We start from the raw sequence: 26,191 nt of genomic DNA on the forward strand, positions 1-26,191 counted from the left end.
AGGAGGGATCCGTCCCTATGAAGAAGCGAGTCCTGATCGCCATGAGCGGCGGCGTCGATTCCAGTGTGGCCGCCTATCTGCTCCAGCAGCAGGGCTATGAGTGCATGGGCGTGACCATGCGGCTCTATGAGAACACCGACGTCGGCATCCCAAAGGGCCACACCTGCTGTAGTCTGGACGACGTGGAGGACGCCCGCTCGGTGGCCGCCCGGCTGGGCATCCCCTACTATGTGCTGGACTTCTCTCAGGAATTCCGTTCCGCTGTCATGGACAAGTTCGTCCGTACCTATGAGGCCGGCGGCACGCCCAACCCCTGCATCGACTGCAACCGGTATCTGAAATTTGGCCTCCTGCTCCAGCGGGCCCGGGAGCTGGGCTGCGACTTCATCGCCACTGGCCACTACGCGGTGATCGGCCGCCGGGAGGACGGCCGCTGGCTCCTCCGGGCTGGGGAAGAGGACGCCCGGGACCAGAGCTACGTCCTTTACTCCATGACGCAGGAGGAGCTGGCCCACACCCTCTTCCCTCTGGGCGAGCTGCCCAAAGCCAAGGTCCGGGCCATCGCGGAGGAGCAGGGCTTCTGCAACGCCCGGAAGCATGACAGTCAGGACATCTGCTTCGTCCCGGACGGGGACTATATGTCCTTCCTGGAGCGCTGGAACGGAAAGCCCTACCCCCACGGAGATCTGATCGATCAGGAGGGCAAGGTGCTGGGCCGCCACCGGGGCGCCGCTGCCTATACCATCGGTCAGCGCCGGGGACTTGGGCTGGCCATGCCCCATCCGGTCTATGTGTGTGGGAAGGATATGGCGGCCAACACCGTCACTGTGGGACCCTCCTCCGCGCTCTTCTCTCCCGCTCTGCTGGCAGATGACTGGAACTGGATCGTCCCGCCGCCGGAGGATGGGATCCTCCGGGGCGAGGCCCGGGTCCGCTATCATCAGGCGGTCCAGTCCGCCTCTGTCACGCGTTTGGAGGACGGTCAGGTCCGGCTGGACTTCGATGCTCCTCAGCGCGGGATCTCCCCTGGTCAGGCCGTGGTCCTCTACCAGGGCGACCTGGTCCTGGGCGGCGGCACGATCCTCCGGGCCCTGCCGGAGCACGACGGCTGACAGGCAGTCAAAAACGATACCGCGTCCGGGAGGAACGTTCCACCTCGGACGCGGTATCGTTTTTTCTAGGACGATCTCGTTTCTTCCTTACGGCACTTGACGCACACGCCCCGGCAGAGCACCTCGTGGACCCGGATCTGGTGGCCGCTGGCCTCCTCCGCTGCCCGGTCGATGTCCTTCTCATAGGGCAGGTCGATATCATAGACCGCGCCGCACCGGTCGCACCGGAAGTGTGGATGCGGCGTGATATTGGCATCGTACCGCTCCACCGGAAAGGCCATCCGGGCGATCCGTCCGTCATCAGCCAGCAGCTTCAGGTTCCGATAGACCGTCCCAAGGCTCAGAGAGGGGTTCTCCGGCTTGAGCCAGTGATAGACCATCTCCGCCGTTGGATGCTCCGTCGTGTGGATCAGGGTCTCATAGATGAGTTCCCGCTGTCGGGAATAACGCTTGCTGTTCATCGAGGCCCTCCTTTCAAACCAGTAATCATTACTGTTATCATGATACCATAAGTTTGGCCGGACCGCAAGTGCCAGATCCTGCTTTTTGCGGTATGTCCCGCTGTTTTCCCGGGCATACTGGGACCGAATGGCTATGATCCATCCAAACTCGATCACAGGAGGTCTCTGTCCTATGAAACGGATCCTGACGATCCTTGCTCTAGCGCTGGCGCTGACCGCCGCCGGCTGTTCCGGCCGGCGGACCGAGCCCACGCCGACTCAGCGGCCCAGTACGTCTGTACTGCCTACGCCGACCCTGAGCCCCAGCCCGAAGCCCTCCGCCGCACCCAAAGCATCGGACCATCCAGGGACGGACGCGGCGAAGGACGTGGGCGACGCCGCCAAAAACGCCATGGACAAAGCCGGCGATGCCGCGAAAGACGTTGGCGACGGCATGATGGATGCCGGGAAAGATATGGCAGACGGCATGGGCGACGCCGCGAAGGATATCGCCGACGGCATCAAAAACGCTGTCCGATGACCCCCCAAAAAAGACCGGACCTCTCTGAACGAGGTCCGGTCTTTTTCCATTCAGCCCAGGCTGATATCCCGGGTGGCATAGGCGTTCAGCTCCATACCGGCCCGCTTTCCCGCCAGATATTCGTAGTAGCCCTGGCAGCCGATCATCGCGCCGTTGTCCCCGCACAGGGACAGGGCGGGCAGATAGAGCCGATCTCCGCTCCTGGCGCAGGCCGCTTTCAGGTCGGCCCGGATCCGGCTGTTCGCCGCCACACCGCCAGCGATGGCGATCTTGCCATAGCCCTTCTGCCGGGCCGCCATCATGGTCCGCGGGACCAGCGTGTCGCTGACCGCCGCGCCGAAGGAGGCCGCCAGTCCGGGCAGATCCAGCTCCTCCCCCTTCTGCCGGGCATTGTGGGCCAGATTGACCACCGCCGTCTTGAGACCGGAGAAGGACATATCCAGCGGCGCATCCGCCACATGGGCCCGGGGCAGATCATAGGCCTTGTCATCTCCCCCCTGAGCCAGCTTGTCCATCGGTGCGCCGCCAGGGTAGCCGATGCCCAGCACCCGGGCGGCCTTGTCGAAGCACTCCCCCGCCGCGTCGTCCCGGGTGGCCCCCAGGATCTCCATATCAGTATAGGTCTTGACATCCACGATCATGGTGTTTCCACCGGACACGCAGAGGCACACGAAGGGTGGCTCCAGATCAGGATGGGTGATGTAGTTGGCCGCGATGTGGCCCCGCACATGGTGGACCGGTACCAGAGGCTTCCCCAGCGCGAAGGCCGCCGCCTTGGCGAAGTTCACCCCCACCAGCACCGCCCCGATCAGGCCGGGAGCATAGGTCACAGCCACCGCGTCGATGTCCCCCCGGCCCATGCCCGCTTCTGTCAAAGCCCGGTCCGCCAGAGCGGCGATGGCCTCCACATGCTTGCGGGAAGCGATCTCCGGCACCACGCCGCCATAGAGGGCATGCATATCGGCCTGAGAGGCGATCGCATCGGAGCGGACCGTCCGCCCGTCGGTCACTACCGCAACGGCAGTCTCGTCGCAGGAGGATTCTACAGCCAGGATGTTCATGATGTCTCCTCTTCCTTTCTCTCCGGGCGTCTGCCGCCCGGTCCGGCAGGGGCCGGGATCTGGACATAGCGCCGGTACAGCCCCACCGGGAGCCGGGTCTGATAGAAGGCCCGGTGGGCGGCCATCACTGCCGCCTCATCGGCCTCGCCCCGGACCAGCATGGTGTAACGGACCGTGAAGAGCTGGGCCTGATAGTCCAGCAGGCGGAAACCGCGGTGCAGATAGAAGCCCAGCCGTCGCTCCCGCCGGGCCCGCTCTTCCGGGCTCCGGGCGGTCTCCGGCGCCTCCGCCTCTACGACGAGCGCACGTCCGGCATAGCGCTCCGCCAGCAGATCCAGCATCGCTCCGCCCACGCCCTCGCCCCGCTTGTGGGCACAGACTGCCAGATAGTCCAGCAGGACATCGTCTCCGATCGGGCAGGACAGGGCATAGCCCATCAAGGCCCCGCTCCGCCAAAGGCCCACCGGGTCGCAGAGCCCTGCCTCCACCATGGCCCGGATCGTCCTCAGGGGCTTGCGCTCCGCCCGTGGGAAGGCCTCTGTCATCTCGCTCCGGTAGACCAGGCGCAGGCTTCGCCGGCTCAGGGGACAGAGCTCCAGTCCGGAGCTCATCGATCCCACTCCCGGGTCATGAGGATCGCGTCCTCCTTGGGATCGTCGTAATAGCCCTTCCGGCGGCCCGTCTCATAGAAGCCGTGCTTCTCATAGAGAGACACGGCGGGCAGGTTGCTCTCCCGGACCTCCAGGGTCAGGAAGGCCAGCTTCTCCGCGCCGAAGCGGGTGAACGTGTCGATCAGAGCGTCCGCGATGCCCTGCCGGCGGCAGGCCGGGTCCACCGCCACGTTGTCGATATAGCCCTCATCCAGGACCACATGGAGCCCCGCGTAGCCCAGCACCTCCCCTTCCGGGCCCTCGGCCACGAGGAAGCAGGCGCTGTCGTTGTACAGCTCCTCCTCCAGCATGGCCTCGCTCCAGGGATGAGAGAAGCAGGTCCGCTCCAGGGCGGCGATCCCCGCCAGATGGCTCCGGTCCATGGGCACCAAACGATAGTCCATGACGATCCTCCTTGATATCAATGTGCTTCCGCCCAGCTCCTGCCGGCGTGGGCGTCGGCAGTGAGGGGCACAGAGAGGGACACGACGCCTTCCATGGTCTCTTTCAGAAGGGCCTGCACCCGCTGGCTCTCCTCCTCCGGGCACTCCACGATCAGCTCATCGTGGACCTGGAGGACGAGACGCCCCCGGAAGCCCTCGCTCCGCAGACGGCGGTCCACCTGGATCATGGCCAGCTTGATGATGTCGGCGGCGGTGCCCTGGATGGGCATATTGAGGGCCACCCGCTCGCCGAAGGAGCGCAGATTGAAGTTGGAGGACTTCAGCTCCGGCAGCCAGCGGCGGCGGCCCATGAGGGTAGAGACCCAGCCGTCCTTCTTCGCCCGCTCCACGATGTCAGTCATATAAGCCCGGACGCCGGAATATCGTTCAAAGTACCGCTCCATATAGGCCTTGGCCTCAGCGTTGGTGACTCCGATGTCCTGGGCCAGCGAGAAGGCCGAGATGCCGTACACGATGCCGAAATTCACGGCCTTGGCGGCGGAGCGCATCTGCTTCGTCACCAGTTCCGGCGGCACACCGAACACCTGTCCGGCGGTGATGGTGTGGATGTCCTCCCCGCTTCGGAACGCGGCGATCATATGCTCGTCTCCGGCGATATGGGCCAGAAGCCGCAGCTCGATCTGAGAGTAGTCCGCGTCCACCAGCACGTTCCCTGGACCGGGCACGAACATCTTCCGCAGCTCGGCTCCCAGCTCCGTCCGCACGGGGATGTTCTGGAGATTGGGTTCCGTGGAGGAGAGCCGCCCTGTGGCGGTGACCGTGTTCTGGAAGGACGTATGGATCCGCCCGTCCGGCGCGATCACCTTGGTCAGCCCCTCTACATAGGTGGAGGAGAGCTTGGTGTACTGCCGGTACTCCAGCACGTCGTCCACGATGGGGGTTCCCCGGAGCTTCTCCAGCACGTCCGCGCTGGTGGAATAGCCGGTCTTGGTCTTTTTCACCGGTGGCAGGCCCAGCTTCTCGAACAGGATGTGCCCCAGCTGCTTGGGGGACAGGATGTTGAAGGTCTCCTCCGCCTCGATATAGATCCGCTCCTGGACCTCGCCGATCCGATCGTTCAGCATCTGGCCAAAGGCCGACAGGGCTTTCCGGTCCACCAGCACGCCCGCCCGCTCCATCCGGGCCAGCACCGGGCACAGGGGAAGCTCCACGCCGTAGTAGAGCCGATCCATGTCCAACTCGGTCAGCTTGTCCTTCTCCCGCTGATAGAGGGCCTCCACCAGCGCGGTGTGGCTCGTCCACGCCCCCAGTGGAACGGACAGGTCGGCCAGCGGGCTGAAGGCATCAGGATCTTGATAGAGAGCGGCCTTGGGAGCCTCGAATTTGAACCAGCTCATGGCCAGCTTCTCCAGCTCATAGCTCCCGTCCGTGGGCGCGAGCAGATAGGCGGCCAGCGCTGTATCGAACTGGAAGCCGCCGAAGTCCACATCTTCCCCCATCAGATAGTTCATCAGGGGCTTGCAGTCATGTGTGACCTTGTGGATCTCCGGGGCGAAGAAGCCCTTCAGGAATTCGCCATAGCATTCCAGGCGGCTGGACAGGAACACCGCTGCCCTGCCGCTGCCCTCCTCACCGAACTCCACGCACACGCCCTCCAGGTCGGGCAGGGCCAGGAACGACACATGGTCCCGGTCGCGGAACCGATCCAGCAGTTCTTCCATGCGTCCGCGGTCTTCCACGAGCTCGCTCTCGCAGGTACAGGAGAAGCCGTCCGTCCGTTCCACTGCCCCATGGCCGGACAGGCCCAGCTTGTCGATCAGCTTGGCAAATTCCAGCTTGAGGAACAGGTCATAGAGGGCCTGCTCATCCGGCGGACGGCGCAGGGCCTGCTCCGGGTCGAAGTCGATGGGGGCCTCACACCGGATCGTGGCCAGATCGTAGGACATCCGGGCCTGCTCCTCCCCCTCGCCCAGCTTCTTGAGCACGTTGGGCTTGGCCTCCACGGCGGACAGGTCGGCATAGATGGCGTCGATGGACCCATACCGTTGGATCAGGTCCATGGCGGTCTTTTCTCCGATGCCTTTCACGCCGGGGATATTGTCGCTGGAGTCTCCCATCAGGGCCTTCAGGTCGATGATGTGGATCGGGTCGAAGCCGTACTCCTCCCGGAACGACTCCGGTGTCATGTCCCTCGTGGTGGTCTGGCCCATGCGGGTGGTGACCAGCTTCACCCGGGTCCGGTCCGTCACCAGCTGGAGAGAGTCCTTGTCGCCGGTGACGATTACCGTATCCCATCCGGCGGCGGCATCCTTCCGGGCGATGGTGCCGATCAGATCGTCGGCCTCCCACCCGTCCAGCTCCCACCGGGAGATGTTCATGGCCTCCAGCACTTCTTTCAGGACAGGCATCTGGGCGGCCAGCTCATCCGGCATCCCCTTCCGCTGGGCCTTGTAGCCCTCATAGGCCAGGTGACGGAACGTGGGAGCCTTCCGGTCGAAGGTCACGCAGAGCGCGTCCGGCCCCTCCTCATCCAGCAGTTTGAACAGGATGGTGAGGAACCCGTACACCGCGTTGGTGGGCGTTCCGTCCTTGGTCGTGAGCATCCGCACCCCGTAAAAGGCCCGGTTGATGATGGAGTTGCCATCGATGACCATGAGTTTCTTCATATCGTGCCTCCTGTGTCTCTCCGCTGTTCCGCCCGCAGATGGGGCCCGGCTGGAAAAACAGATCGGTCCTTTCTGACAGACCGCGGCCGCAGACCTGTCGTCTGCGGCCCGGTCCTCATTCGTCCTTCCCGTCCTCTTTGTCCAGCAGGGCGGCCAGGACCTCATTGTACACCCGCTCCGGCTTGGCCTGGAAGCCTCTGGACAGCCGGGCGGCCTGATCCTCATTGACGCAGAGGAGCTCGATCGTCATGATGTTGCCGCCCTCGTCATCCAGCGTCATCCGGGCCGTGAGGCTCCCGTCCTCCCGGGGGATGACCTCGGTGCGGACCTGGGCGTTCCGCCGCAGGATGCCGTTGACCCGGGCCAGGTCGGTGTTGCACTTGTGCTTCACGGAATAGGGCAGCTCGCTCTCACAGGCCTCGCCGTTCTGGCGGCCCTTGTCCGTGATGGCGTAGAGCCCCTCCTCCAGAGTCAGATGCCCCGTGTCCACCAGCTCGGCCACTGCCTCGGCGAAGTCGAAATAATCCACGCCCTCGTCACACATGGTCAGCTCGGTCAGCGTCGGGAAGTCGATGGGAGAGGCCACCCGTGCCATGATATACAGCACCAGGAATTTGATCTCCATCTTGTTGCGGATGAATCCTAAACGGCTCATAGGAGGGCCACCTTTCTCCACGGGGCAGTTCCACCGCCCGTCCAAAGCTATCATAAGCAGACTTTATTATAAGGTATTTTGCCCCGCTTGGCAACCCCGGCCCTTCCTTGACATCCGTCTGCCGCGGGGGTATCATGGGACCATCGGATCATGTCGGAACATCAGGAAAGAGAGGACTTCTACCATGGATCAGAACAAACTCTCCCTCTGCTGCCTCGCCCTCGTCCTAGGGCTGTCCGCCTGCGGCCGGACGGCCTCTGGACCCTCCCCCGCCCCGGAACATTCCGTTCCGGTGTCCACGCCCGCTCCGGCCGCTCCCACGCCCACCCCGGAGCCGGTCTATACCGGCCCGGTGAACATGCTCACCGGGCTCCCCATCTCGGAAGAGTACGCCGACCGTCGGCCGGTGGCGGTCATGCTCAACAATCTGAAGCGGGCCCTCCCTCAGCTGGGCGTGGCCGATGCCGACATCATCTACGAATGTCTGGCCGAGGGCGGCATCACCCGGATGCTTGGGGTCTATCAGGATCCCAGTCAGGCGGGCTCCATCGGCTCGATCCGCTCCTCCCGGCCTTACTATCTGGAGCTGGCTCTGGGGCACGACGCAGTGTACATCCACGCCGGTGGCAGTCCCGATGCATACGCCAAGATCAAGTCCTGGGGCGTCACCGCTCTGGACGGAGTGAACGGCCCCTACTGCGGCTCCTCTCCCGGCTCGAACCTCATGTGGCGGGACAGCTCCCGCCGGAAGAATATGGGCTATGAACACAGCGTCATCACCACCGGCGCCACGATCGCCGAAATGTTCCAGGGATATTCCTTCCGCAAAGACCATGAGAGCGGCTACACCTATGCGATGTCCTTCGCCGAGGACGGGACGCCGGAGGACGGCGTCACCGCCGATACGGTCACGGTACCCTTCTCCAATGTCAAGACCGGCGTGTTCACCTATGATGCGGACAGCGGGACCTATCTGGTCAGTGAATATGGCCAGCCCTATGTGGACGGGAACACCGGCAATCAGGTGGGCGTCACCAATGTACTGGTCCTCAAGACCCGGTGCTCTGCCATCTCCGGTGATGATAAGGGCCGAATCACCGTGGACCTGACCAGCGGCGGCACCGGCTATTTCGCCTGCGGCGGCAAGGCCGTGGAGATCCGCTGGAGCAAGGCCGGCCGGGACCGGCCGCTCCGCTATACCGACTCCTCCGGACAGCCCATCACCCTGGGCGCCGGCCACAGCTATGTGAGCATCGTCCCGCTGGACAGCGATGTCCAGATCCAGTGAGGCCGATACGGAGACCGCAAAACGATGTCCCGCGGAGACGGCAGAGGAGCCGCCCCGCGGGACATCGTTCGTTTCGGCCGGTCAGGCTGCCGCTCTCTCAGTGGTGACGGAGACAGCGTAGCCCTCCACGCCAGGCACGCGGGAGAGGAGATGTTTGACTGCGGCCTCGCTCCGCTCTTTTGCGGCGGTGAGGAGGCCATTGTCGATGGCTTTCTCCTCTACCCCGCTCTTCTGGTCGGCAGTGAAGCCGGTGTAGTCGCTGATCTCGATCTGGTTGAAGATGTTGTGGGTCTGGTCATACACCTGGATGCTGTCCTCATCGATCTCGTGGGACAGGATCTCCGGGGCCGGAAGGGTCACGGAGATCCTATCCCCGCTGACCTGGATGTCCATCCCGGACAGGTCGGTCCCGGCCTTGATGGTCCCGTCATAGGCTACGATGAAGCTCTTGGTGGTGAATGGCACCTTCCATCCATAGAAATCCACCTGATCCTCGAATCTCCCCATATTGGTATAGTGGTATTCCACGGTGGACAGCTCTTGGATGTCCGTCAACTGCTGGCCCAGAAGCTCGCTGGTGATGACGGGCTCGGTCTCTCGGCGGCTGAGGATGCCGCCCAGGAGGAAAGCCGCAGTCAGCGCCGCGGCCGCGATAAGGACCAGGATGAGACGGCCCCTGAGTCCGAGGCCCCGCTTCGCCTCCCGCTGTTCCCGCATCGGCATATGTATCCGTCCTTTCTGTCTCAAGATACAAGGGTCTCCCCTTGCGGGATATCATAGCGAAGGCACGAATAAAATGCAAGTCCCTGCGGCAATTTGACACTATCTGTCATCATTTTGTAGATCATGAGGATCGGATTGGGCCGAAGGGCCGGTCCAGACGGACTGCGGTCCTATCCTTTTCCGCCGTTTTGTGGTATGATGAGCCGGTCAGGAGAGCAGGACACCATGGATCACGGTCTCTCCGGCAGACTCACGGAAGCAGGGTGGTCTTTTGAAGTATTTCGTTCAGGAAGAGCAGCGAAGGGATTCGCACAGCAGCCGCTATTTGGAATTCCAGGCCGGAAGATACCACGGCAGATGCTGGCTCGATAGCTCCATCAGCATCCGCGATGAAACATGGGAGGAATATCATGTTTCCGATCTGATCCTTGAAGTAGTCCCAGAATTCGATCTTTATGGAACGACGATCATCACGGAGGATCGTTGGGACCGCATCGTGGAACTGAGCCGAAGGGATGGATACGCTTGTCAGGAGATCATCGCGGAAGCGGTCCCATGGGCCGCACGCTGTTTTGAAACGAACGACGCGTTCACGATCTTAGGGATATAGATCGTGAACGCGTCGTCGGAACGGACTTGACGCAAATAGAACAGATCCCCGGATGGATCGAAGCCGTGCCCCCACTCTCCCCGCTGTCGAGGCGAGTGGGGGCACAGCTTTTTGCAGATCGGTCCGGATCAGCCCTCCAGACCGGCCAGAGCGGACTCCGCCAGGAGCGCGGCGCCCAGAGGCAGGGCATCGTCGTCTACCTTGAAGTGCTCATTATGCCAGCAGGCGTTGGGCTGACCGGGGAAGCCAGTGCCCAGCCAGTAGAAGAAGGAGGGCACGTCCTGGCCGAAGAAGGCGAAGTCCTCGGATCCCATGCCGCCCTTGGGCTGGACGATATCCTCCGGCTGGAACACCGCGCCGGCGGCCTTCCGGGCCAAAGCCACCATCTCCGGCTTGTTATAGGTCACGGGGATGTGGGAGACGAACTCCACCTTACATTTACACCGATAGGAGGCCGCGATGCTCTCCGCCATCTCCTGGAGGCGCTGGCGGGTGGCCATGAGGACCTCATCGGAGTGGGCCCGGATATCGCCAGTCATGGTGAGCGTCTCGGGGACGAAGTTCTCCGGCGTTCCGGCGTTGATGGAGAACACGGCACAGGTCAGAGGCTCCAGCGGGTCGGTGTTCCGGCTCACGATGGTCTGGACCGCGTCCACGATGGCCGCACCGGCCACGATCACGTCCACACACTTGTGGGGGGAGCCGCAGTGGCCGGTGACGCCGGCGAGGGTGATGGAAAAATCGGACTTGCCCGCCATGATGGCGCCGGGGATCACCGCCACCTGGCCGCAGGGGATCTCCGGGCGGTCATGGAGCCCGAAGATCCGGACCGGACGCTCCGGGAGCTTGTCCCACAGGCCGTGGGCCACCATGGCGGCCGCGCCCTCGGTGATCTCCTCAGCGGGCTGGAACAGGAACACCACGTTCCCACACAGCTCCGCACGCCGTTCGGACAGCATCTGGGCTGCGCCCAGAAGGCAGGTGGTATGGAAGTCGTGGCCACAGCCGTGCATGACGCCGTCGTACTCGGACACCACACCGTTGTCGGCGGGCTCCTGCTGCTCGATGGCGTCGATGTCGGCCCGGAGGGCCACTGTGGGACCGGGCTTTCCGCCCCGCAGGAAGCCCACCGCACCGGTCTCCATGCCGATGTCGATCTGTTCGATCCCCAGCTTCGCGAGACGGTCCTTGATGATGCCGGTGGTCCGGGTCTCATGGAACGCCAGCTCCGGGTGGCGGTGGATGTCGTCCTTGGTCTCCTTGAGCATGGGATAGAGCGCTCTCGCCCGTTCGATCATATTTACCATATGGATGCCTGCCTTCCTCACAGCGCCCGCCCCACTTGCGGGCCAGGCCGTGTCGTACTATAATAAGGTAAATATAGTCTCTCACGGCGGCTTTTGCAAGGGCAAAACCACCGGAAAAGGAGTGCTTTCTGACCGTGCAGTCTGGAAATGATTTCTCAAGGGGGAGCATCCCCCGCAACATCCTGAGCATGGCCCTCCCCATGACGGCGGCTCAGCTCATCAATATCCTCTACAATATCGTGGACCGGATGTACATCGGCCGGATCCCCGGAGAGGGCCGTCTGGCTCTGACCGGTCTGGGCCTGTGTCTGCCGATCATCTCGATCCTCATGGGCTTCGCCAATCTGTGCGGCATGGGCGGCGCGCCCCTCTGCTCCATCCACCGGGGCCGTGGCGAGGAGAAGGAGGCCGAGGCGATCATGGGGAACTCCTTCACCCTGCTGATCCTCTTCGGCGTGGTCCTGACCGCCCTGTGCTTCTGGTTCCGGCGGCCGATCCTCTACCTCTTCGGGGCCAGCGATGTGACCTATCCCTATGCGGACGGTTATCTGGCCCTCTATCTGCTGGGGACCCTCTTCGTGATGATCGGTCTGGGCATGAACCCCTTCATCAATTCCCAGGGCTTTGGCCGGATCGGGATGGGCACCGTGGCGCTGGGAGCATTGGTGAACATCGTGCTGGACCCGGTGTTCATCTTCGGTCTCGGCATGGGCGTCCGGGGCGCGGCTCTGGCCACGATCCTCTCTCAGGCCTGTTCGGCGGCATGGGTGCTTCTCTTCCTCACCGGGAAACAGAGCCTGTTGAAGCTCCGTCCTGCAGCACTCCGGCTCCAGGCGGACCGGGTGCGGAAGATCCTGAGCCTCGGTCTGTCCGGATTCATGATGTCCATGACCAACAGTCTGGTACAGGTGCTGTGCAACGCTACCCTCCAGCAGTGGGGCGGCGACCTGTATGTAGGCGTCATGACGGTGGTGAATTCCATCCGCGAGGTGATCTCCATGCCGGTCTCCGGCATCACCAGCGGCAGTCAGCCGGTGCTGGGCTTCAACTACGGCGCCAACGAATACGGGCGGGTCCGGGAGGGCATCCGCTTCGTGTTCTGGCTCACCATGATCTACTCGGTGATTGTCTGGCTCAGCACACTGGCCTTCCCGGAGCTGCTAATCCGGATCTTCAACGATGACCCAGAGCTAATCCGGGACGGTGTGCCCGCCTTCCGCATCTACTTCGCCACCTTCGCCTGTATGTCCTTCCAGTTCATCGGGCAGTCCATCTTCGTGGGTCTGGGCCGGTCCCGGCAGGCGATCTTCTTCTCTCTGCTCCGGAAAGCCGTCATCGTGGCCCCGCTCACTCTGATCCTCCCCTACTGCTTTGGTCTGGGCGTCAACGGCGTGTTCCTGGCAGAGCCGATCTCCAATGTGCTGGGCGGACTGGCCTGCATCCTGACCATGTATGTGACCGTGTACCGTCCGCTGGGACAGGAGGCGGCCCGCCCGTACCTCAAATGAATCGGCGGACGCCGCCAGCCCTATGGCTGACCGCGTCCGCCTTCGTTCTGCGCTCTCCCTCAGTTGGGGTGACCGCCGCCCCCCTCCCGGCAGCAGGGACGGCCTCCGCCGTGGTCCGGCGGGAAGAACTCCTCCATGGGGAACTTGACCCGGCGGAAGAGCTCACAGGGATCTTCGTCCCCACAGGAGCCGCCGCAGGGGCATTCTTTCTCGGGCACACAGTAATCGTAGACCGGCATGAGGAGCTGGGTGTCCCGCTCCAGACGGATGATGGAGAACTGTCCCAGGGTCACATAGATCCGCTTGCCCTGATCTCCAAAGCACAGGTCACAGCCGAAGCATCCGCAGATGCAGGGTGGGATCTCCGAGATGGCGCAGTCGCAGGGACGGCAGTCGCACACGTCCACCAGCTTCATGCTCAGGACGATGGGATCTACGGCCTCCACCACAGCGGTGGGGACATTGCTCTTCCGGATCTGGAGGTCCGGGCCCTCCTCCGCTACCTGAGAGGTGAACACCTTGGCTCCGCTGTCACTGCCGAAGAGGATGACCCGCTTGTCGAACACGCACAGTCCGCTGATCGGCACTGGCCGGACCGCCCCGATGAAGGCGTCCGCCGTGACTCGGTAGTAGTACCGCACGTCCACGGTGTAGAACCCCCGGTCGAAGCCGATGGGCTCCACATCGATGTACACATAGAGCAGCTCCGCCTTCCCGGCCTTGACACTGATGGCCCGGTCGATCGCGGCCTGAGAGTCCTGCGTGGGATAGAACCGCAGATCTTCGATGCAGTCCTTATCTCGGCAAGAATCATACACCTTCCTAGTATCGAGGCAGACGGCCTCCCGGATGTCAGTTGGCCCTTGGAGCGGACCGGGGATGACTTTTTCAGGCATCATGGTACCTCCTGACGCTTATTCGGATCGCTTCCACCCCATCTTATGGACCGGGGGCACGATCGGTGCGCCGGAGAAAAAAAGAACGGCGAGGTCCCGGGGCTCTCCCCCGTTCCCTCACCGCTCAGTTTCGATACTGGCTGGGTCCTGTCTCCATGTCTCTCACCATTCTTTCTGCCGTTCCATGGCACATCCTTGATGCGCAAAAGAAAACCACACCACAGCTCCGCGCTGGATGGTGTGGAACGAACCGCCTGTATCTTACGATCAGCGCTCGCTGCGGATCACATCTCCGGACCCGAAGATCATGTCGTCCACGTCAGTCCCACGGTAAGTCTCATTCAGCATATCTATCCCTCCTCTCCTTCAGAACTGCATTCATTATAACGCATCTTCTGTAAAGCCGCAAGACCTTTTTCACGCCAAAACGTGAATGTTTTGTAAATATAACGTGTATTTTCTGTTATCTTCCGTGCGATATCCCATTTTTCGACGCTCGCAGCAAATGAATCGCCGCTCCGCTCATCCTGCATCGTCCGTCTCAGATCTTCGTCCGCACTTGACACAGGACGGCCTGCGTGGTAATATGATGGAACGATGATGAGCGCGATGAACGGGAAAAGTAGCGTCCTGTCCGACCGGTCAGAGAGGGTCTGCCGCTTGGCTGAAAGCGGACCCGCGGCGGAAGATGTGAAGTGCGCCCGGGAGCGTGGGGCGCAATGGCTCCCGGCAGGCCGCCGTTACCGGCCGGATCGGTTGCTGGACCGATCATGAGCGAATACAAGAGTGGGACCGCGACGGAGACGCCGCCTCTTGTGCCTTTGAGGGCATAAGGGGCGTTTTTTTGTCCCCTCCCCCGCTGGTCCCCATATCTTTTGGAGGGATATCATGACACGTCTCGGCGAGACTCTCGCGGCCTATCAGGCCCGGGATCCGGCGGCCCGGAGCAAGCTGGAGATCTTCCTGCTCTACCCCGGCATCCACGCCACCCTCTACCATCGATTGGCACATTTCCTATACTGCCACGACCTGAAGTTCCTGGCCCGGGCCGTCTCCCAGTGGAGCCGCTTCTGGACCGGCATCGAGATCCATCCCGGCGCCAAGATCGGCCGCCGCTTCGTCATGGACCACGGCATGGGCATCGTCATCGGCGAGACCGCCGAGGTGGGCGATGACTGTCTCCTCTACCACGGCGTCACCCTAGGCGGCACCGGCAAGGACCACGGCAAGCGCCACCCCACTCTGGGCAACAACGTGATGGTCTCCGCCGGCGCGAAGGTGCTTGGGCCCTTCAAGGTGGGCGACAACGCCCGCATCGCCGCCAACGCGGTGGTGCTCAAAGAGATCCCCCCCGACGCCACCGCCGTTGGCGTCCCCGCTCGGGTGGTCCGTATCGCCGGGGAGAAGGTGGACTACGCTACCGATGTGGACCAGATCCATGTGACCGACCCGGTACAGAAGGAGCTCCAGGCACTCAGTTCCCGACTGGAGTTCGTCGAGATGCTGCTGGACGAGCAGCGCTCCGACCATGGTACCGACCACGATGATGAATGACGCACGATCAGGAGGACGTTTTCAATGAAACTCTATAATTCTCTCACCCACACCAAGGACGAATTCAAGACCCATACCCCCGGACACGTGGAGATGTATACCTGCGGCCCCACGGTCTACCACTTCGCCCACATCGGCAACCTGCGCAGCTACCTCATGGAGGACGTGCTGGAGAAGTATCTCCGCTATACCGGCTATGATGTGAAGCGGGTCATGAACATCACCGATGTGGGCCATCTGGCCTCCGATGCCGACACCGGCGAGGACAAGATGCTCAAGGGCGCCCGGCGGGAGCACAAGACCGTCATGGAGATCGCTAAATTCTACACCGATGCCTTCTTCTCCGACTGCGAGAAGCTGAACATCAAACGTCCCGATGTGGTCCAGCCCGCCACCGGCTGTATCGACGAGTATATCAAGATCGTCTCCGCCCTGCTGGACAAGGGCTATGCCTATCTGGCCGGCGGCAACGTCTACTTCGACACTTCCAAGCTCAAGCAGTATTATGTGTTCAATGACCACGACGAGGAGGATCTGGCCGTGGGCGTCCGGGACAGCGTGGAGGAGGATCAGAACAAGCGGAACAAGGCCGATTTCGTCCTCTGGTTCACTAAGTCCAAGTTCGAGGACCAGGCTCTGAAGTGGGATTCCCCCTGGGGCGTGGGCTATCCCGGCTGGCACATCGAGTGCTCCGGCATCTCTCTGAAGTACAACGGCGAGTATCTGGACCTGCACTGCGGCGGCATCGACAACGCCTTCCCCCACCACACCAACGAGATCGCGCAGTCCGAGAGCTATCTGGGCCATCCCTGGTGCCCCCAGTGGTTCCATGTCCACCACCTGAACACCTCCCACGGCAAGATGAGCAAATCCAAGGGCGAGTTCCTCACCGTCTCCCTGCTGGAAGAGAAGGGCTACGACCCCATGGTCTACCGGTCCTTCTGCCTCCAGTCCCACTACCGCAAGAGCCTGGTGTTCACCTGGGAGAACCTGGACAACGCCAAGGCCGCCTACGACAAGCTGATCGCCCGGATCGCCGCCTTGGGCGACGACGGTGAGCTGGAGCAAGGCGCGATGGACGAACTGCGAGTGGCCTTCCGGGCCGCCATGGACAACGACCTGAACACCTCCATGGCCGTCACCGTGCTCTACGATGTCCTCAAGTCCAAGCTGAACGACAAGTCTAAGCGGGCCCTGCTGGACGAGTTCGACCAGGTCCTGGGCCTGCGTCTGCTGGACCGGGCCGCCAAGGCCGCCGCGCCCAAGGCGGAGACTGCCTCTGCGGAGGCCGATCCTGAAATCGACGCGCTGGTGGCCGCCCGTACCGCTGCCAAGCAGGCGAAAAACTGGGCCGAGGCCGACCGCATCCGTGACGAGCTGAAGGCCCGCGGCATCGAGCTCACCGACACGAAAGAGGGCACCACCTGGAAGCGGATCTAATCCCCGGATAAGACTGCCCTCCGGCGCATATCCTGTCCCTCAGGTGATGCATCTATGACATGGAAGCGATATGTGCCTTGGGTCCTGCTCTGTGAGGGTGTGGGCGCCCTGTCCGGCTGGCTCTCCCGAGAGGGCTTCCGGGCCTATGGGACAGGAGCGGTGCCCAAACCGCCCCTCTCCCCGCCCGGCTGGGTGTTCCCGGTCGTCTGGGCGGTCCTCTTCGCCCTGATGGGCACAGGGGCCGCTCAAGTCTCCCGGACCGCCAAGGGTCCCCAGCGGGACCGGGCCATGCTGTTCTTCCTGCTCCAATTGGCGGCCAATTTCTGCTGGCCTCTCCTCTTTTTCCGGCTCCGGTGGTCCGGAGCGGCTCTGATCTGGCTGGCCGTCCTGTGGGGGCTGATCTTGGTCATGACCCTGGCCTTCCGCAGAGTTTGCCGGACTGCCGCCGCCCTCCAGATCCCCTATCTGCTCTGGACCGCCTTCGCCCTGTATCTCAACTGGGGCGTATGGCGGATGAGCCGCTAACGCAAAAACGCGGCACGCTCTGTTTTGTCACAGAGCGTGCCGCACATTTTATCTCTCTCAGAAGATGCTCCCGACCGCGGTGACGGACCCCGCCAGATCTGCCCGGAAGCGGGAGCTGGCCGGATCCAGGCTGTTCAGGACCACCCCCGCGCCCTCCCGGGCAGTGGAGTGGATGTAGTCCCCCTCGCCCAGATACATCGCCGTGTGGCCCGGGAAAAACAGCAGGTCCCCCGGTCCCATGTCTCCCCGACGGATGGGATGGACCGGGAACCCCGGCTCGATCCGGGCGTCCCGGAAGATCCGGATCCCGTTCAGCAGATAGGTCATAGAGGTCAGGCCGGAACAGTCGATGCCCAGCGGCGTCTTGCCGCCCCAGCGGTACTGGGTCCCCAGATAGCTCCGGGCCGTCTCAGTCAGGGCCGCCCGGAGGGCTCCCTCCTCTCGGAAGGCTGGAGCGGTGTGGTGCGCCCCAAGGAAGCCCATGCGGACGAAGCCCTCCCGGCCGTCGCAGAGGCAGACTCTCTGCCAGTCCCCGGCCTCCGGCGGGTCCAGTGGGGATACCAGCGCGCCCCGGGTCAGGCACGCTATCCGGACATGCTCCACACCGGGACCGGACAGCACATCGCAGAAGGCCCGGAGGACCACCCGCTTCGGAGCCTCCTCCCACCGGCGGCAGGCCGTCCCGTCCCGGCGCAGATCCCCAGCTCTGGCCCAGCCCCGGTACCGGTAAGGCGTTTCCACCTGACACCATCCTCCGGCATGGTCCAGCACGGTCACAGTCATCCCGGAGAGGACCTCGTCGGCCTGTTCCGCCCTGTCGTCCGGTCCACACCGCAGGGCACAGACCGGGACTTTGACGAGGGCGTCAGACATAGCGCTCATAGATCTCCCGGGTCAGACGGCCGATGAACTTCTCCTGCTCCTTCCCATCTCCGGCGGGGCCGTCCCAGGTGAAGATGCCCAGATAGAAGGGGGCGGGGAACGCCTCGAAGATGCCGGAGTCGCAGCAGGCCCCCTCCTCCACCCCGGACATATGGGACAGGCCCACCGGGTTGGGGACATAGCGCAGGAAGAGCCCGCTCCGACGGTGGCGGTGCAGGATATCCAGCGCCAGCTCCCGCAGGTCGTGGTCCAGCACAGTGCCCCGGTAGACGGCCCACCAGACCCGCTCCTGGTCCTGAGCGGTGGTCCGGCTGTCCCGGAGGGGCCGGCGGCAGTCTGTTGCTTTCAGGCCCATGGTGCTGGAGAGGTATTCCTCCATCTCGTCCGTGTCCACCAGCGCCAGCACCAGATCCGCGGCCAGGTCGTCGTCCTCCGCGATCATCCAGTAGAGCAGTTCCCGCAGGGTGTAGATGGAGTCCCCCATCTCCGCCACCCGGCTGTCCTCCCCGGCCCGCTCCGGCGGCAGGGGGATCTCCCGGTCCAGCTCCAGCCGGTCCTGGCGGACCAACTCCAGCACGAAGATCAGCAGGGGCACCTTGATGGCGGAGGACGCCGGAAAGGGCTCCTCCGGGTCGATGCTGTGATAGTGCTCTCCGTTGAGCAGGTCGGTCATCAGCAGAGACGCCTTCCCCGGGAACACATCGATCTGCTCCCGGAGCCATGTGTCCAGTCTCGTGTTTTCCATATCGGTCATCCTCTCTTCTTATCGTGTTCGATCCTATGCGGGCATGCGCGGGATCATTTCTCCGGTCCGGCGGCCCGGCTCCCTCTTCCCTTGTCCGCCAAAAAAGGGTATACTGGAGGAAAGAGAGAAAAAGGGGGCCTCTGTCATGTCCAGACATCCTCGCCAGAAGCTGAAGCTGCTCCTGTTGGAGCGGATCCTGCTGGAGCGCTCCGATGAGGAGCATCCCATCTCCACTGCCGCTCTGCTGGACGCGCTGGAACAGCAGGGCGTCGCCGCCGAGCGCAAGAGCCTCTACGACGACATGGACACCCTGAGCCAGATCGGTCTGGACGTACAGAGCCGCAAGGGCCGGGACGGCGGCTGGTTCATCGGCGAGCGGCCCTTCCAGCTCCCAGAGCTCAAGCTCCTGGTGGACGCGGTGCAATCCTGCAAGTTCATCACCCAGCACAAGAGCAATGCCCTGATCCACAAGCTGGAGAGCCTGGCCAGCATCTATCAGGCCCATCAGCTCCAGCGGCAGGTCTACGTCGCCGGCCGACCCAAGACCATGAACGAGAGCGTCTACTACACCATCGACCGGCTCCACGCCGCCATCTCCCAGCAGAGGTCGGTATCTTTCCGCTATTTCGAGTATGACGTGCGGAAGGAGAAGGTGTTCCGGCGGGGCGGGAAACGCTACCACGTCTCCCCCTACGGCCTCATCTGGGACGATGAGAACTACTATCTGGCCGGGTACGACCATGACCATGACCAGCTGCGCCATTACCGGGTAGACAAGATGGCGGAGCTCACCGTCACCAGCCAGCCCCGTCAGGGGGATGCCCAGTGCGGCTCCTTCGACACCGCCGCCTACGGCCAGAAGCATTTTGGGATGTTCAGCGGCCGGGAGGCCGACGTCCGGCTCCGGTGTGAGGACCGGATGGTGGGCGTGATCCTGGACCGCTTCGGCCGGGACTCCATCCTGATCCCCGAGGCGGAGAGCGGACATTTCACCGTCACCGTCACCGTGGTGGTGAGCCCTCAGTTCCTGGGCTGGCTCTTCGGCTTGGGCACCGGGGTGGAGCTCCTCTCCCCCGGCTGGGCCGTGGAGGCCTTCCGGGACCAGCTCCGGCAGGTCGAGGAACGCTATCCCGGCTGACGGGTCACTCCCAAGTCTTCCAGACGTCCGGACAGTAGCCCACGGTGGCCTTCTTCCCGTTGCGGACGATGGGGGTGCGGAGGAGCTTCGGCTCCTCCAACAGCTTCTCCAGCTTGTCCTCGTCATAGGCCAGATAGTTCAGCAGAGCCGCGTCCGGGTGCTTCTGATCGATCAGCGCCTCCAGCCCTACCGCGTTCTTCACGCTGGTGAGTTCGCCTTTGCTCATGCCGTACTTCACCAGATCCACCGACTGGAACTTCACCCGGCGTTCCTTGAAATAGCGCTCCGCCTTCTTGGTGTCGAAGCATTTGGACTTCCCGAAGATCTGGATGTTCATCCCTCATCCTCCTCTCCGATATAGACGAAGCGGGGGCCGGAATAGCCCTCCCGCTCCACGGTCTCGTTCCACATGGCCGCGGGCCGCACCCAGATGCCCCGCTCGCCATAAAGGGCCTGATAGACCACCATCGGCTCCATGGTCTCGGAATGACGGGCGGTATAGAGCACCCGGTATCCCTTCCCCTTGAAGTGCCGCCAGCGGCCCGGACGGATCTCTTCCATGGACATCGCTCCTTGCAGACAGTCATCGTGTTCAACGGTCCTATTGTAATCCAAAACAGGGCGTTTGAAAAGAGTTGGAACGGCCCGAGCGTCTGCAGAAAAATAAAAGTATACTTTTTCCACAGACTATGGTATACTATAAATCAATATCGTACTTTTTACTGGTACGTTTTTCGATGGCTTCTGGTGCGCACGCGCACTCGATCGATATATGGGACATGGCCGAACATCCACCTCTGGGCGGTATCCCCCATCTCTTCCCGGCGAGGCAGGGCCGGGAAGAACGGGCGTCCGTCCCTGGTTTTTTGCGCCCTTGGCCCTCCCCTATCCCGGTCCGGCAGGTCTACATGGACCCGGAACGCCGTCGCATCGACCAAGCATCTTTTATGAGAGATCATAACGAATCGTGATATGAAAAGGAGTGTTCGATCCATACTATGGCAGAAAAATTGAAGATCATTTCTCTGGGCGGTCTGAACGAGATCGGTAAGAACCTGACCGTCTATGAGTATGGCGGGGACATCATCATCGTCGATGTGGGCATGGGCTTCCCGGATGACGATATGTACGGCATCGACGTAGTCATCCCTGACTTCACCTATCTCATCAAGAACCAGGACAAGATCCGCGGCATCTTCCTCACCCACGGGCACGAGGACCATATCGGGTCCATCCCCTATCTCCTGCGGAGCATCAACGTGCCCATCTACGCCACCCGCATGACCGCTGGTCTGGTGCGCCTCAAGCTGGAGGAGCACCATCTGGCCGACAAGACCAAGCTCATCACCTGCGAGGCCGGCGAGGTCGTCAAGGCCGGCCGGTTCTCCGTGGAGTTCATCCACGTGAACCACTCCATCGCCGACGCGGTGGCCTTCGCCATCAAGACCCCCATCGGCACCGTGGTCCACACCGGCGACTTCAAGATCGATCCCACCCCCATCCAGGGCGGCATGACCGACCTGGCCCGGCTGGGCGAGCTGGGCAAAAAGGGCGTCCTGGCCCTGCTCAGCGACTCCACCAACGTGGAGCGGCCCGGCTATACCCGCAGTGAACGCTGCGTGGGTGCCTCCTTCGACGCGCTGTTCCGGGGCTGCGACCAGCGGATCATCGTCACCACCTTCGCCTCCAACGTGGACCGGATCCAGCAGGTCATCTCCGTGGCGGCCAAGTACGGCCGCAAGGTGGCCGTCACCGGTCGGAGCATGGAGAACGCCATGAAGGTGTCCGTGGAACTGGGCTATATGAACATCCCCGACGGCGTGCTGGTGGACATCAACCACATCAAGAGCCTGCCCAACAACAAGATCTGCATCATCACCACCGGCAGCCAGGGCGAGACCATGTCCGCCCTGACCCGCATGGCCTTCAACACCCACAAGCAGGTGGAGATCAAGGCCGGCGACCGGGTCATCCTCTCCGCCTCCGCCATCCCTGGCAATGAGCACGCCATCGGCAGTGTCATCAACGAGCTCTACCGCAAGGACGCCGAGGTGATCAACGAGCGGAACGGCCCCCTCCATGTGTCCGGCCACGCCTGTCAGGAGGAGCTGAAGATCATCCACGCTCTGGTGAAGCCCAAGTTCTTCATCCCGGTCCACGGCGAACAGCGCCACCTCAAGACCCACGCCAAGCTGGCCCGCGATATGGGCATGGATCCCCGCCGGATCATCATCAGCGACATCGGCAAGGTCATCGAACTGACCCAGAACTCCGCCAAGATCAACGGCACCGTGCCCGCCGGCAAGGTGTTCGTGGACGGCTATGGCGTGGGCGACGTGGGCAGCGTGGTCCTTCGGGACCGGAAACATCTGGCCGAGGACGGCATGATCGTAGTGGTCGTGTCCATGTCCAGCGAGGACGGCTCCGTGGTCTCCGGCCCCGACATCATCACCCGCGGCTTCGTCTATGTGAAGGAGTCCGAGGGGCTCATGGAGGAGCTCCGCCGTGTGGCTGTGTCCACTCTGGCGGACTGCGAGGCCGAGCACTGCACCGACTGGTCCTCCATCAAGGCCGAGCTCAAGAACGACCTGTCCAACTACCTCTATAAAAAGACCAAGCGCAATCCCATGATCCTGCCTGTCATCATGGAGATCTGATCTCGCAGCGCAAAACAGCCTTGCTGTCCCACAAGGGACGGCAAGGCTGTTTTTTCGTATCAGATCAGGCTTTGACGCCGGAAGTGCAGATCTGCATGGCCACACCATCCTCCATGATATGGAAGCCGTGCTTCTCATAGAAGGCGGCGTTTTTCCGTTCCTCCGGCATGATCTCGATGTAGAGGTAGTCCTTGTACTTCTCCTTCACCATCTCCACCATGGTCCCGGCGATGCCCTGGCCCTGATGGTCCGGACGCACCAGGACATAGTGCATATAGGCCATCATCTCTCCGTCATCCAGCACCCGGACCAGGCCCACCAGCTCCTCCCCGTCCCAGGCGGTGAACACAGTGGAGGACCCCATCAGGGCTTTGTGGAGCCGGCTGGGGTACTCGCCGGACACCCATCCCACAGACCGGAACAGATCCTGTACTTCCTTCTGGCCAAACTTTTTTCTTCGGTATAGCGTATCATATGTAAATTTCTTCTCCTTTACGGTTTGTTCTCCCGGTAGCCGCACTTCTGACACTGAGGCAGAGAGGGCTCTGCCCCCTCCTCCTGATAGAGCCCCGCCCAGTGGCAGATGCTCTGGAGGATCGGGATGACCGACTTCCCCTTCTCGGTCAGGAAGTACTCCACCCGGGGCGGGATCTCGTCGAACTGGCGGCGGGCCACCAGTCCGCTGTTCTGGAGCTCCTTCAGAGTGGTGGCCAGCACCGCATCCGTGATGTTGCTCATCTCCCGGCGGAGGACGCTGTACCGCAGTTCCTTCTGGGCCGCCAGCACACAGAGGATCCGGGACTTCCATTTCCCGCCGAAGAGGTCCAGACCGTACTCCAGTGGACAGCGGATGTCCTTCTCCAATTTTGGTCGATACATGATGTTCAGCTCCTTGCGATGCCCCAGGCGCAGTACAGGAGGAACAGGCCCAGGACGCGGTCGATCATCGTTTGATGGTTCCGGCAGGCCCGCTGGAGCTTGAGTCCCAGAAAGGCCCAGGTCAGGCAAGCACTGCTGCCGAAGGCCACCACGCCCACGCCCGCCAGCAGGAGGGCCGGCAGACTGTGGATATGGGGGATCAGGTAGGCGCTCAGCAGGGTCATGATGTAAAAATAGATCTTCACGTTCACCAGCTGGAGGAGGAACCCCTCCCGGAACGTGGGACGGCGGCGCTCCTCTCCTCCCCCATCGGAGCTCCCCCGCATCATATGGACGGCTAGCCACACCAGATAGGCCGCCCCCAGGTATCTCAGCACCGGCAGGACCGGCGAGAGCACGGTGTCCAGACCATACAAGGCCAGGGCACACAGGGTCTGCACGCACAGATAGCCGGTGCAGATCCCGGCGATCAGGACCCGGCCCTCCCGCCAGCCAAATCGGGTGGTGGTCTCCATGGCCAGGATGTTCCCTGGTCCGGGGGTATAGGAGCTGACGGCCATATAGCCCAGCATCGGCCCCAAAAACGATGGTATCATCTTCTCTCTCCCACTTTCTTTCGGGTCTATGGAGATAAGATACCGGAGCTTCCCGCATTTTGCAAGTAACTATCGAATTTATGAGCGGCTTATTTTTCATCCGCCGCTCAGGGATAGGCACACCGATAGACCTTCCCCGGCTCCATGGGGATCTGGCGGGCGGCGAAGAGCTCCTCCACCGTGACGAAGTAGAAGCCCTGCCGGTGGAGACGATCCACAGCCGCCAAGGCCGCATCTACCGAACTGGAAAAGATATCGTGGAGCAGGATGATATCTCCGTCTCTGGCGCGGGAGACGATGTGCTCCGTCACCCGGGCGGCGTCCTGATCGTCCCAGTCCTCCGGGTCGATGGACCACAGCACGATGGGACAGCCCGCCATGTTTCGCACGCCGTCATCCACCATGCCATAGGGCGGCCGCAGAGGGAATCCCTCCCGTCCCAGCACCGATCGGAACAAGTCCCGGGTCTTGTCCACCTGGGCGGCGAAGTCGGCGGTGCTCAGGGCAGTCAGCGCCACATGGTCATAGGTGTGGATGCCGATCTGGTGGCCCTCCCGCTCCATGCGCTGGAGCAGATCGGTGCTGTGTTCCGCCACCCGGCTCCCCACCAGGAAGAAGGTGGCCTTCACGCCCCGCTCCGCCAGCCCATCCAGCAGGGCCGTGGTGGTGGACCGCCGGGGCCCGTCGTCGAAGGTCAGCGCCAGCAGACCGCCCTCTCCTCCCGCAGATGTAGGGGCTGGCATCTCCTCCTGGAGGACCATATCCGCCGGGACCGTCCGATCCATCCAGCTCCGCCCCGCTGTTGCCGCCAGCGCTCCGACACCGATCAGGACCAGCAGGATCGCCCATCTGCGCCGCATACCGCCACCGCCTTTCCAAGCTCTCCGATAGTATGCGGCGAAAGGACGATCCTATGCGTCTCAAATCGAAAAAGTGCCTCTCCGGCTCAGACCGGAGAGGCACCTCTGGATCCATCAGGGACTTATTTCTGCTGCTCGTCGCCCATGAGCAGGTACATGACGGCCTTCTGAGCGTGGAGACGGTTCTCCGCCTCGTCGAAGATCTCAGTGGCGTGGGCCTCGAAGACATCGGCGGTGATCTCTTCGCCGCGGTGGGCGGGCAGGCAGTGCTGGACCATGCAGCCGGGGTTGGTCAGCTTCATCAGGTCGGCGTTGACCTGATAGCCCTTGAAGGCGGCCTTCCGCTTGGCCGTCTCGTCCTCCTGGCCCATGGAAGCCCACACATCGGTGAACACCACGTCGGCGCCCTTGGCGGCGTCCGCGGGATCGCGGACCAGAGTGAACTTGGCGTCGGTGACGGTCTTGGCGAACTCCATCACCTCGGGATGGGGATCGTAGCCCTCGGGGCAGGCCACGGACACGTCCATGCCCACCTTCAGGCCACCCACGATCAGGGAGTTGACCATGTTGTTGCCGTCGCCGATGAAGCACATCTTCAGACCTTCCAGCTTGCTCTGATGCTCACGGACTGTCATCAGGTCGGCCAGCACCTGGCAGGGATGGGAAAAATCAGTCAGGCCGTTGATCACGGGGATGTCGGCATACTCGGCCAGCTTCTCCACTTCCTTCTGGGAGTACGTCCGGATCATGATGCCGTCGCAGTAGCGGGACAGCACACGGGCGGTGTCCTCCACGGGCTCGCCGCGGCCGATCTGGCTCTCCTTGCCGGAGAGGAAGATGCCGTGGCCGCCCAGCTGGTAGATGCCGGTCTCGAAGGAGACGCGGGTCCGGGTGGAGTTCTTCTCGAAGATCATAGCCAGCGTCTTGCCCTGGAGATAGTTGTGGACCAGGCCGTGCTTCTGGTTGTACTTCATCTGGTCGCCCACGTCCAGGATGTGGATGATCTCTTCCTTGGAGAGATCCAACAGCTTCAGAAGATCTTTCATTTCAAGTC

At 62.6% G+C, this 26,191-nt stretch carries 29 protein-coding genes; 10 read left to right on the top strand and 19 right to left on the bottom strand.

Translation table 11 applies throughout. From position 1 onward, the window contains the following. The first annotated feature begins 17 nt into the window (after positions 1-17). Positions 18-1,112, top strand: a complete 1,095-nt coding sequence (gene mnmA / locus KQI12_RS04785; RefSeq protein WP_216570972.1) for a tRNA 2-thiouridine(34) synthase MnmA — start codon at positions 18-20, stop codon at positions 1,110-1,112. A gap of 65 nt (positions 1,113-1,177) precedes the next feature. Here mnmA and KQI12_RS04790 read toward each other — a convergent pair whose 3' ends face one another. Next, positions 1,178-1,573, bottom strand: coding sequence for a transcriptional repressor (locus KQI12_RS04790; protein WP_216570974.1), 396 nt, complete (start codon positions 1,571-1,573; stop codon positions 1,178-1,180). A 172-nt stretch (positions 1,574-1,745) separates the two neighbouring features. Between KQI12_RS04790 and KQI12_RS04795 the strand changes: the two genes are divergently transcribed. Further along, entirely contained in the window at positions 1,746-2,093 is a 348-nt protein-coding gene (locus KQI12_RS04795; RefSeq protein ID WP_216570976.1) for a hypothetical protein, read from the top strand. 50 nt (positions 2,094-2,143) lie between these two features. On the opposite strand, the gene tsaD is transcribed toward KQI12_RS04795, so the two are convergent. The 5 genes from tsaD to KQI12_RS04820 form a co-directional block, all read right to left on the bottom strand. Then, positions 2,144-3,154 carry a tRNA (adenosine(37)-N6)-threonylcarbamoyltransferase complex transferase subunit TsaD gene (tsaD, locus tag KQI12_RS04800; protein WP_216570978.1) on the bottom strand — a complete coding sequence of 337 codons (1,011 nt, stop codon included), beginning with the start codon at positions 3,152-3,154 and terminating at the stop codon, positions 2,144-2,146. Beyond that, complete coding sequence (locus KQI12_RS04805) at positions 3,151-3,765, bottom strand: GNAT family N-acetyltransferase (protein WP_216570980.1); 615 nt, start codon at positions 3,763-3,765, stop codon at positions 3,151-3,153. Before KQI12_RS04805 ends, tsaD begins: the two co-directional genes overlap by 4 nt. Then, positions 3,762-4,208, bottom strand: coding sequence for a ribosomal protein S18-alanine N-acetyltransferase (rimI, locus tag KQI12_RS04810; RefSeq protein WP_216570982.1), 447 nt, complete (start codon positions 4,206-4,208; stop codon positions 3,762-3,764). The genes KQI12_RS04805 and rimI overlap by 4 nt, the downstream gene beginning before the upstream one ends. Before the next feature lie 17 nt (positions 4,209-4,225). Next, positions 4,226-6,874: a DNA polymerase I gene (polA, locus tag KQI12_RS04815; protein WP_216570984.1), complete on the bottom strand. Its 2,649-nt coding sequence runs from the start codon at positions 6,872-6,874 to the stop codon at positions 4,226-4,228. Between the two features lie 115 nt (positions 6,875-6,989). After that, positions 6,990-7,529 (bottom strand): DUF4364 family protein, encoded by a 540-nt coding sequence (locus tag KQI12_RS04820; RefSeq protein WP_216570985.1) that lies wholly within the window; start codon positions 7,527-7,529, stop codon positions 6,990-6,992. Positions 7,530-7,713: 184 nt separating this feature from the next. Here KQI12_RS04820 and KQI12_RS04825 point away from each other — a divergent pair, with 184 nt between their 5' ends. Then, positions 7,714-8,817, top strand: a complete 1,104-nt coding sequence (locus KQI12_RS04825) for a DUF3048 domain-containing protein (RefSeq protein ID WP_216570986.1) — start codon at positions 7,714-7,716, stop codon at positions 8,815-8,817. A gap of 81 nt (positions 8,818-8,898) precedes the next feature. On the opposite strand, the gene KQI12_RS04830 is transcribed toward KQI12_RS04825, so the two are convergent. Then, entirely contained in the window at positions 8,899-9,540 is a 642-nt protein-coding gene (locus tag KQI12_RS04830; RefSeq protein ID WP_216570987.1) for a DUF4230 domain-containing protein, read from the bottom strand. Between the two features lie 271 nt (positions 9,541-9,811). Between KQI12_RS04830 and KQI12_RS04835 the strand changes: the two genes are divergently transcribed. Continuing rightward, the gene (locus KQI12_RS04835; protein ID WP_216570988.1) at positions 9,812-10,150 is read left to right on the top strand and encodes a hypothetical protein; all 339 of its coding nucleotides are present in this window, start codon (positions 9,812-9,814) and stop codon (positions 10,148-10,150) included. A gap of 128 nt (positions 10,151-10,278) precedes the next feature. On the opposite strand, the gene KQI12_RS04840 is transcribed toward KQI12_RS04835, so the two are convergent. Next, entirely contained in the window at positions 10,279-11,448 is a 1,170-nt protein-coding gene (locus KQI12_RS04840) for a M20 family metallopeptidase (protein WP_253290808.1), read from the bottom strand. Between the two features lie 197 nt (positions 11,449-11,645). Between KQI12_RS04840 and KQI12_RS04845 the strand changes: the two genes are divergently transcribed. Then, positions 11,646-12,965, top strand: coding sequence for an MATE family efflux transporter (locus tag KQI12_RS04845; RefSeq protein ID WP_216571484.1), 1,320 nt, complete (start codon positions 11,646-11,648; stop codon positions 12,963-12,965). A gap of 59 nt (positions 12,966-13,024) precedes the next feature. On the opposite strand, the gene KQI12_RS04850 is transcribed toward KQI12_RS04845, so the two are convergent. Together KQI12_RS04850 and KQI12_RS04855 are read right to left on the bottom strand one after the other, a co-directional pair. Then, positions 13,025-13,861, bottom strand: a complete 837-nt coding sequence (locus tag KQI12_RS04850) for a hypothetical protein (protein WP_216570990.1) — start codon at positions 13,859-13,861, stop codon at positions 13,025-13,027. A gap of 350 nt (positions 13,862-14,211) precedes the next feature. After that, positions 14,212-14,394: a hypothetical protein gene (locus KQI12_RS04855; RefSeq protein WP_216570992.1), complete on the bottom strand. Its 183-nt coding sequence runs from the start codon at positions 14,392-14,394 to the stop codon at positions 14,212-14,214. Positions 14,395-14,749: 355 nt separating this feature from the next. Here KQI12_RS04855 and epsC point away from each other — a divergent pair, with 355 nt between their 5' ends. From epsC to KQI12_RS04870, 3 genes are read left to right on the top strand one after another with little or no spacing between them, the layout of a single operon-like run. Beyond that, positions 14,750-15,415: a serine O-acetyltransferase EpsC gene (gene epsC, locus KQI12_RS04860; RefSeq protein WP_216570994.1), complete on the top strand. Its 666-nt coding sequence runs from the start codon at positions 14,750-14,752 to the stop codon at positions 15,413-15,415. A 24-nt stretch (positions 15,416-15,439) separates the two neighbouring features. Continuing rightward, positions 15,440-16,855, top strand: a complete 1,416-nt coding sequence (cysS, locus tag KQI12_RS04865; protein ID WP_216570996.1) for a cysteine--tRNA ligase — start codon at positions 15,440-15,442, stop codon at positions 16,853-16,855. A gap of 54 nt (positions 16,856-16,909) precedes the next feature. Further along, the gene (locus KQI12_RS04870) at positions 16,910-17,380 is read left to right on the top strand and encodes a TspO/MBR family protein (protein WP_216570997.1); all 471 of its coding nucleotides are present in this window, start codon (positions 16,910-16,912) and stop codon (positions 17,378-17,380) included. A 57-nt stretch (positions 17,381-17,437) separates the two neighbouring features. Here KQI12_RS04870 and KQI12_RS04875 read toward each other — a convergent pair whose 3' ends face one another. After that, positions 17,438-18,253, bottom strand: a complete 816-nt coding sequence (locus KQI12_RS04875; protein WP_216570999.1) for an SH3 domain-containing C40 family peptidase — start codon at positions 18,251-18,253, stop codon at positions 17,438-17,440. Further along, positions 18,246-19,007: a serine hydrolase gene (locus tag KQI12_RS04880; RefSeq protein ID WP_216571001.1), complete on the bottom strand. Its 762-nt coding sequence runs from the start codon at positions 19,005-19,007 to the stop codon at positions 18,246-18,248. Before KQI12_RS04880 ends, KQI12_RS04875 begins: the two co-directional genes overlap by 8 nt. Positions 19,008-19,152: 145 nt before the next feature. Between KQI12_RS04880 and KQI12_RS04885 the strand changes: the two genes are divergently transcribed. Then, positions 19,153-20,145, top strand: a complete 993-nt coding sequence (locus tag KQI12_RS04885) for a YafY family protein (protein ID WP_216571003.1) — start codon at positions 19,153-19,155, stop codon at positions 20,143-20,145. A gap of 4 nt (positions 20,146-20,149) precedes the next feature. Here KQI12_RS04885 and KQI12_RS04890 read toward each other — a convergent pair whose 3' ends face one another. Continuing rightward, entirely contained in the window at positions 20,150-20,482 is a 333-nt protein-coding gene (locus tag KQI12_RS04890) for an arsenate reductase family protein (RefSeq protein WP_216571004.1), read from the bottom strand. Then, on the bottom strand, positions 20,479-20,706 hold the full coding sequence (locus tag KQI12_RS04895; RefSeq protein ID WP_216571005.1) for a DUF1653 domain-containing protein: 228 nt from the start codon (positions 20,704-20,706) through the stop codon (positions 20,479-20,481). The genes KQI12_RS04890 and KQI12_RS04895 overlap by 4 nt, the downstream gene beginning before the upstream one ends. Positions 20,707-21,143: 437 nt before the next feature. On the opposite strand from KQI12_RS04895, the gene KQI12_RS04900 reads away from it, so the two are divergent. Then, entirely contained in the window at positions 21,144-22,802 is a 1,659-nt protein-coding gene (locus tag KQI12_RS04900) for a ribonuclease J (RefSeq protein ID WP_216571006.1), read from the top strand. 64 nt (positions 22,803-22,866) lie between these two features. Here the strand turns inward: KQI12_RS04900 and KQI12_RS04905 are convergent, their stop codons facing one another. The 5 genes from KQI12_RS04905 to argF form a co-directional block, all read right to left on the bottom strand. Then, complete coding sequence (locus KQI12_RS04905; protein ID WP_371817960.1) at positions 22,867-23,214, bottom strand: GNAT family N-acetyltransferase; 348 nt, start codon at positions 23,212-23,214, stop codon at positions 22,867-22,869. 80 nt (positions 23,215-23,294) lie between these two features. Continuing rightward, the gene (locus tag KQI12_RS04910; RefSeq protein WP_216571007.1) at positions 23,295-23,681 is read right to left on the bottom strand and encodes a helix-turn-helix domain-containing protein; all 387 of its coding nucleotides are present in this window, start codon (positions 23,679-23,681) and stop codon (positions 23,295-23,297) included. A gap of 5 nt (positions 23,682-23,686) precedes the next feature. Beyond that, the gene (locus KQI12_RS04915; RefSeq protein WP_216571008.1) at positions 23,687-24,253 is read right to left on the bottom strand and encodes a LysE family translocator; all 567 of its coding nucleotides are present in this window, start codon (positions 24,251-24,253) and stop codon (positions 23,687-23,689) included. A 131-nt stretch (positions 24,254-24,384) separates the two neighbouring features. Then, entirely contained in the window at positions 24,385-25,137 is a 753-nt protein-coding gene (locus tag KQI12_RS04920) for a polysaccharide deacetylase family protein (RefSeq protein WP_216571009.1), read from the bottom strand. A 122-nt stretch (positions 25,138-25,259) separates the two neighbouring features. Further along, positions 25,260-26,183: an ornithine carbamoyltransferase gene (gene argF / locus KQI12_RS04925; protein WP_216571011.1), complete on the bottom strand. Its 924-nt coding sequence runs from the start codon at positions 26,181-26,183 to the stop codon at positions 25,260-25,262. Positions 26,184-26,191 lie beyond the last annotated feature (8 nt).

Origin of the sequence: Pseudoflavonifractor sp. MSJ-37, assembly GCF_018917965.1 — a bacterium.
In the GTDB taxonomy this organism is placed as follows: domain Bacteria; phylum Bacillota; class Clostridia; order Oscillospirales; family Oscillospiraceae; genus Pseudoflavonifractor_A.

Excerpts from the sequence above, each read along its gene's own strand:
- mnmA (WP_216570972.1), top strand. The coding sequence starts at position 18 with ATGAAGAAGCGAGTCCTGATCGCCATGAGCGGCGGCGTCGATTCCAGT.
- KQI12_RS04790 (WP_216570974.1), bottom strand. The coding sequence starts at position 1,573 with ATGAACAGCAAGCGTTATTCCCGACAGCGGGAACTCATCTATGAGACC.
- KQI12_RS04795 (WP_216570976.1), top strand. The coding sequence starts at position 1,746 with ATGAAACGGATCCTGACGATCCTTGCTCTAGCGCTGGCGCTGACCGCC.
- tsaD (WP_216570978.1), bottom strand. The coding sequence starts at position 3,154 with ATGAACATCCTGGCTGTAGAATCCTCCTGCGACGAGACTGCCGTTGCG.
- KQI12_RS04805 (WP_216570980.1), bottom strand. The coding sequence starts at position 3,765 with ATGAGCTCCGGACTGGAGCTCTGTCCCCTGAGCCGGCGAAGCCTGCGC.
- rimI (WP_216570982.1), bottom strand. The coding sequence starts at position 4,208 with ATGGACTATCGTTTGGTGCCCATGGACCGGAGCCATCTGGCGGGGATC.
- polA (WP_216570984.1), bottom strand. The coding sequence starts at position 6,874 with ATGAAGAAACTCATGGTCATCGATGGCAACTCCATCATCAACCGGGCC.
- KQI12_RS04820 (WP_216570985.1), bottom strand. The coding sequence starts at position 7,529 with ATGAGCCGTTTAGGATTCATCCGCAACAAGATGGAGATCAAATTCCTG.
- KQI12_RS04825 (WP_216570986.1), top strand. The coding sequence starts at position 7,714 with ATGGATCAGAACAAACTCTCCCTCTGCTGCCTCGCCCTCGTCCTAGGG.
- KQI12_RS04830 (WP_216570987.1), bottom strand. The coding sequence starts at position 9,540 with ATGCCGATGCGGGAACAGCGGGAGGCGAAGCGGGGCCTCGGACTCAGG.
- KQI12_RS04840 (WP_253290808.1), bottom strand. The coding sequence starts at position 11,448 with ATGATCGAACGGGCGAGAGCGCTCTATCCCATGCTCAAGGAGACCAAG.
- KQI12_RS04845 (WP_216571484.1), top strand. The coding sequence starts at position 11,646 with ATGGCCCTCCCCATGACGGCGGCTCAGCTCATCAATATCCTCTACAAT.
- KQI12_RS04850 (WP_216570990.1), bottom strand. The coding sequence starts at position 13,861 with ATGCCTGAAAAAGTCATCCCCGGTCCGCTCCAAGGGCCAACTGACATC.
- KQI12_RS04855 (WP_216570992.1), bottom strand. The coding sequence starts at position 14,394 with ATGCAGGATGAGCGGAGCGGCGATTCATTTGCTGCGAGCGTCGAAAAA.
- epsC (WP_216570994.1), top strand. The coding sequence starts at position 14,750 with ATGACACGTCTCGGCGAGACTCTCGCGGCCTATCAGGCCCGGGATCCG.
- cysS (WP_216570996.1), top strand. The coding sequence starts at position 15,440 with ATGAAACTCTATAATTCTCTCACCCACACCAAGGACGAATTCAAGACC.
- KQI12_RS04870 (WP_216570997.1), top strand. The coding sequence starts at position 16,910 with ATGACATGGAAGCGATATGTGCCTTGGGTCCTGCTCTGTGAGGGTGTG.
- KQI12_RS04875 (WP_216570999.1), bottom strand. The coding sequence starts at position 18,253 with ATGTCTGACGCCCTCGTCAAAGTCCCGGTCTGTGCCCTGCGGTGTGGA.
- KQI12_RS04880 (WP_216571001.1), bottom strand. The coding sequence starts at position 19,007 with ATGGAAAACACGAGACTGGACACATGGCTCCGGGAGCAGATCGATGTG.
- KQI12_RS04885 (WP_216571003.1), top strand. The coding sequence starts at position 19,153 with ATGTCCAGACATCCTCGCCAGAAGCTGAAGCTGCTCCTGTTGGAGCGG.
- KQI12_RS04890 (WP_216571004.1), bottom strand. The coding sequence starts at position 20,482 with ATGAACATCCAGATCTTCGGGAAGTCCAAATGCTTCGACACCAAGAAG.
- KQI12_RS04895 (WP_216571005.1), bottom strand. The coding sequence starts at position 20,706 with ATGGAAGAGATCCGTCCGGGCCGCTGGCGGCACTTCAAGGGGAAGGGA.
- KQI12_RS04900 (WP_216571006.1), top strand. The coding sequence starts at position 21,144 with ATGGCAGAAAAATTGAAGATCATTTCTCTGGGCGGTCTGAACGAGATC.
- KQI12_RS04910 (WP_216571007.1), bottom strand. The coding sequence starts at position 23,681 with ATGTATCGACCAAAATTGGAGAAGGACATCCGCTGTCCACTGGAGTAC.
- KQI12_RS04915 (WP_216571008.1), bottom strand. The coding sequence starts at position 24,253 with ATGCTGGGCTATATGGCCGTCAGCTCCTATACCCCCGGACCAGGGAAC.
- KQI12_RS04920 (WP_216571009.1), bottom strand. The coding sequence starts at position 25,137 with ATGCGGCGCAGATGGGCGATCCTGCTGGTCCTGATCGGTGTCGGAGCG.
- argF (WP_216571011.1), bottom strand. The coding sequence starts at position 26,183 with ATGAAAGATCTTCTGAAGCTGTTGGATCTCTCCAAGGAAGAGATCATC.